This window comes from Sphingosinicella sp., from assembly GCF_052388015.1.
Taxonomy (GTDB): domain Bacteria; phylum Pseudomonadota; class Alphaproteobacteria; order Sphingomonadales; family Sphingomonadaceae; genus Allosphingosinicella.
Window position 1 is genome coordinate 1 of record NZ_JBQTIN010000172.1, and the last position, 3,311, is coordinate 3,311.

5 protein-coding genes are annotated in these 3,311 nt (G+C 68.3%); 3 read left to right on the forward strand and 2 right to left on the reverse strand.

All coding sequences use genetic code 11. From position 1 onward, the window contains the following. On the reverse strand, window positions 1–415 hold a 415-nt coding region (locus ACT4N3_RS13795), incomplete at its 3' end, for a winged helix-turn-helix domain-containing protein (protein WP_444855800.1). An 86-nt stretch (window positions 416–501) separates the two neighbouring features. Here ACT4N3_RS13795 and ACT4N3_RS13800 point away from each other — a divergent pair. Continuing rightward, entirely contained in the window at window positions 502–1,044 is a 543-nt protein-coding gene (locus ACT4N3_RS13800) for a hypothetical protein (protein ID WP_444855801.1), read from the forward strand. Between the two features lie 28 nt (window positions 1,045–1,072). Beyond that, entirely contained in the window at window positions 1,073–1,597 is a 525-nt protein-coding gene (locus tag ACT4N3_RS13805; protein ID WP_444855802.1) for a hypothetical protein, read from the forward strand. Here ACT4N3_RS13805 and ACT4N3_RS13810 read toward each other — a convergent pair. After that, window positions 1,594–2,064 (reverse strand): Lrp/AsnC family transcriptional regulator, encoded by a 471-nt coding sequence (locus ACT4N3_RS13810; protein ID WP_444855803.1) that lies wholly within the window; start codon window positions 2,062–2,064, stop codon window positions 1,594–1,596. The genes ACT4N3_RS13805 and ACT4N3_RS13810 overlap by 4 nt on opposite strands. A gap of 111 nt (window positions 2,065–2,175) precedes the next feature. On the opposite strand from ACT4N3_RS13810, the gene ACT4N3_RS13815 reads away from it, so the two are divergent. Then, a partial coding sequence (locus ACT4N3_RS13815; protein ID WP_444855804.1) for an amino acid aminotransferase occupies window positions 2,176–3,311 on the forward strand: 1,136 nt, incomplete at its 3' end.

Below are 3,311 nucleotides of genomic sequence, written 5' to 3' on the forward strand. Positions count from 1 at the left end.
TTCGGATCGCCCCGCGATCCGAAGTCCCGTCCGGGGAACGGGACGACCCGCCCATGGGGTGGGCTGAACCTTCAAGGCCCGCGGAAGCGTCAGCGCCGAACGGCTCAACCGTCGCGACGAACCGATAGCCGTGCTTCGGCACTGTCTCGATGAAGCGCGGCCGCGCGGCGTCGTCGCCGAGCTGGCGGCGCAGCGTCCGGATGCACTGGGTGAGCGCCTCGTCGGTGACCGGCACACCGCGCCAGACCTCGTCGAGGAAGCGGTCCTTGGAAACCAGCCGGCCCGCCTCGCTCACCAGCAGGGTCAGCGCGTCGAGATAGCGGGCGTTGAGCTCCACCGGCGCGCCGTCGCGGCTCAGCCGCCGGTCGGCCGGATCGAGCAGGAAGCGGTCGAAGCGGAAGCCGCCGGCGCTCATTTCAGCAAAACCTCATCTCCCGCTCATGCCCCTCATCGGCGGATCGGGCAGAAGCAAAGCCGCAACGAGCAAAGGAGGCAAGTTCAATGGCACATCATGAACATGCGCTGCGCGCCATCGGCGGCTGGCGGATCGCGGGCTGGTCGCTCGCGGCCTTGATCCTCCTGCTGCCGCTGGTCGCGATGCGCTTCACCGACGAGGTGAACTGGACCGGATCGGACTTCGTCTTCGCCGGTGTGATGATCGGCAGCGTCGGCCTGGTCTTCGAGCTCGCCGTCAGGAGATCGCGCAACATCGCCTATCGGGCCGGCGTCGCGTTCGCGCTCGCCGCCGCCTTCCTGGTCGTCTGGGCGAACGGCGCGGTCGGGATGATCGGCAATGAGGACAATCTCTATAACCTCCTGTTCGGCGCCGTCCTGCTCGTCGCGCTGCTGGGCTCCGCCGTCGCGCGCTGCCGCCCCGCCGGCATGGCGCTTGCCCTGGCCGCCGCCGGCCTCGTCCAGATCGGCGTCGCCCTCGGCGGGCTAGGGGCCGACCCGCGCGGCGCCGTCTTCAGCATCGTGCTGGCCGGCCCATGGCTGCTCGCGGCCGCCTTGTTCCGTGCGGCGGCAAAGGACGCCGCGCGATGAAACCGCAATTTTCGGGAGAACCACGCTTATGACTGGAGTCTGGAATCCCTGGCGGATCGCGCGCTGGACCGCGGCTTTGGCCTTGCTGCTCACACCGGCGGTGATGATGCAGGTCAGCGACGAATGGCACTGGACCATCGGCAGCTTCGTCTTCGCGGGCGTCGTGATCGGCGGGACCATGCTGCTCTACGAGTTCGCCGAACGCGCGAGCGGCAGCCGGGCCTACCGTCTGGGCGTCGGCGTCGCGCTGGTGACGTCCTTCCTCACGGTGTGGACCACGATCGTCCGCGACGACGGCAACGGCATGGGCTTCGTCCTCATCATCATGGCGGCGGCGGTCGGCGCCTTCGCCGCCTGGCTTCGGCCGGCGGGCATGGCGCGGACCATGCTCGGCGTCGCGATCATGCAGGCCCTGTGGGGCATCGCCATCGCCACGGCGCCCGTGACCGCGAGGATACCCGATGGGCCGTCCAGGGCATTGGTGTTTAGCGCCTTCTTCACAACCCTGTGGCTGATCTCCGCCGCCTTGTTCCGCGCCGCCGCACGAAACTAGACCGGTATCTCGGTCGTATATTTCACCTGCCGCAGCGCGAAATTGCTGGCCGCGTTCGCGACGCTGGGATGGGCGAGCACGCCCTGGCGGATGAAGCGGTCGTAATCGGCGACGTCGCGGACGGCGATGCGGAGCAGATAGTCCCATTCGCCGGACATCGCATAGCATTCGACGATCTCCTCGCGCGCCTGGATGAAGGCCTCGAACTCGCCGCGCGCGTCGACCGTCTGGCGGTGCATCCGGACCTGGCACATCACGTTGACGCTGCGCCCGACCCGCGCCGGATCGACCAGCCGCACCGTCGCCCCGAGCACCCCTTCGCGCTCCAGGTTGCGCACCCGCCGCCAGACCGAGGCCGGCGACGCGCCGACCTTCTCCGCCAGCGCCGCCTGGCTGAGACTCGCGTCGCGCTGCAGGGCGCGGACGATCCTGCGGTCGGTCGCATCAAGGTGAAATGTTTCTTCCATGTTTCGCTCATAACATGAAACATCTGTTTCATCGAGAGCGAATCCTGGCCCAACCTTTCCCTAACTTTTGCGCCCGGATTGGGATAATGGCACGATCCAGGAGGGCGCCGAATGGAACAGGGGATCATGCTGGGCGACAGGCCGCTGCTGTTCGACCGGCTCGAGGAGCGGCCGGAGGATTCGCTGATCGCCCTGATCGCGCTCGCCGAGGCCGATCCGCGGCCCGGCAAGATCGACGTCGGCGTCGGCGTCTATCGCGACGCCGCCGGCAACACGCCGATCCTCAAATGCGTCAAGGAGGCCGAGCGCCGGCTGGTCGAGACCCAGGCGACCAAGGCCTATATCGGCTCGCAGGGCGACGCCCGCTTCACCGAGCTGATCCGGCCGATCGTGTTCGGCGCGGGCGCGGCCGACGACGGGCGCATCGTCGGGCTGCAGACGCCGGGCGGTTGCGGCGCGCTCCGGCTCGGCGCCGAGCTCGTCGCCCGTGCCAATCCTGAGGCGCGCATCCATGCCGGCGAGCCGACCTGGCCGAACCATCCGCCGCTGATCGCCTCGGCCGGCGTCGAGATGGTCGCTTATCCTTATTACGATCGGGACAGCCACGAGATCCGCTTCGACGCGATGATGGACGCGTTTCGCGCTGCCGAGGCCGGCGATCTCGTCCTGCTCCACGGCTGCTGCCACAACCCGACCGGCGCCGATCTCGACATGGACCAGTGGCGCCAAGTCGCCGAGCTGATCGCGGCGCGCGGCCTGATCCCGTTCGTCGACCTCGCTTATCAGGGCTTCGGCGACGGGCTCGATGCCGACGCGGCCGGGGCGCGGCTGGTGGTCGAGGCGGCCGAGCAGGCGATCCTCGCTCAGAGCTGCGACAAGAACTTCAGCTGCTATCGCGAGCGCACCGGCTCGCTCTTCGTCAAGGCATCGAGCGCGCGCGGCGCCGAGATCGCCTTCGGCAACCTCCTCCTGCTCGCCCGCACGATGTGGTCGATGCCGCCCGATCACGGCGCCGCGGTCGCGCGGATCATCCTCGACGATCCCGAGCTGCGCGTCTTGTGGCAGTCCGAAGTCGAAAATATGGGCGCGCGCATCCGGTCCTTGCGGGATCGCCTCGCCGCGCTCGATCCGCGGCTCAGCTATATCAAGGGTCAGAAGGGCATGTTCTCGATGCTGCCCTTGAGCCCGGCGCAGGTGCTCGAATTGCGCAACGAGAAGGGCATCTACATGGCCGGCTCGGGCCGCTT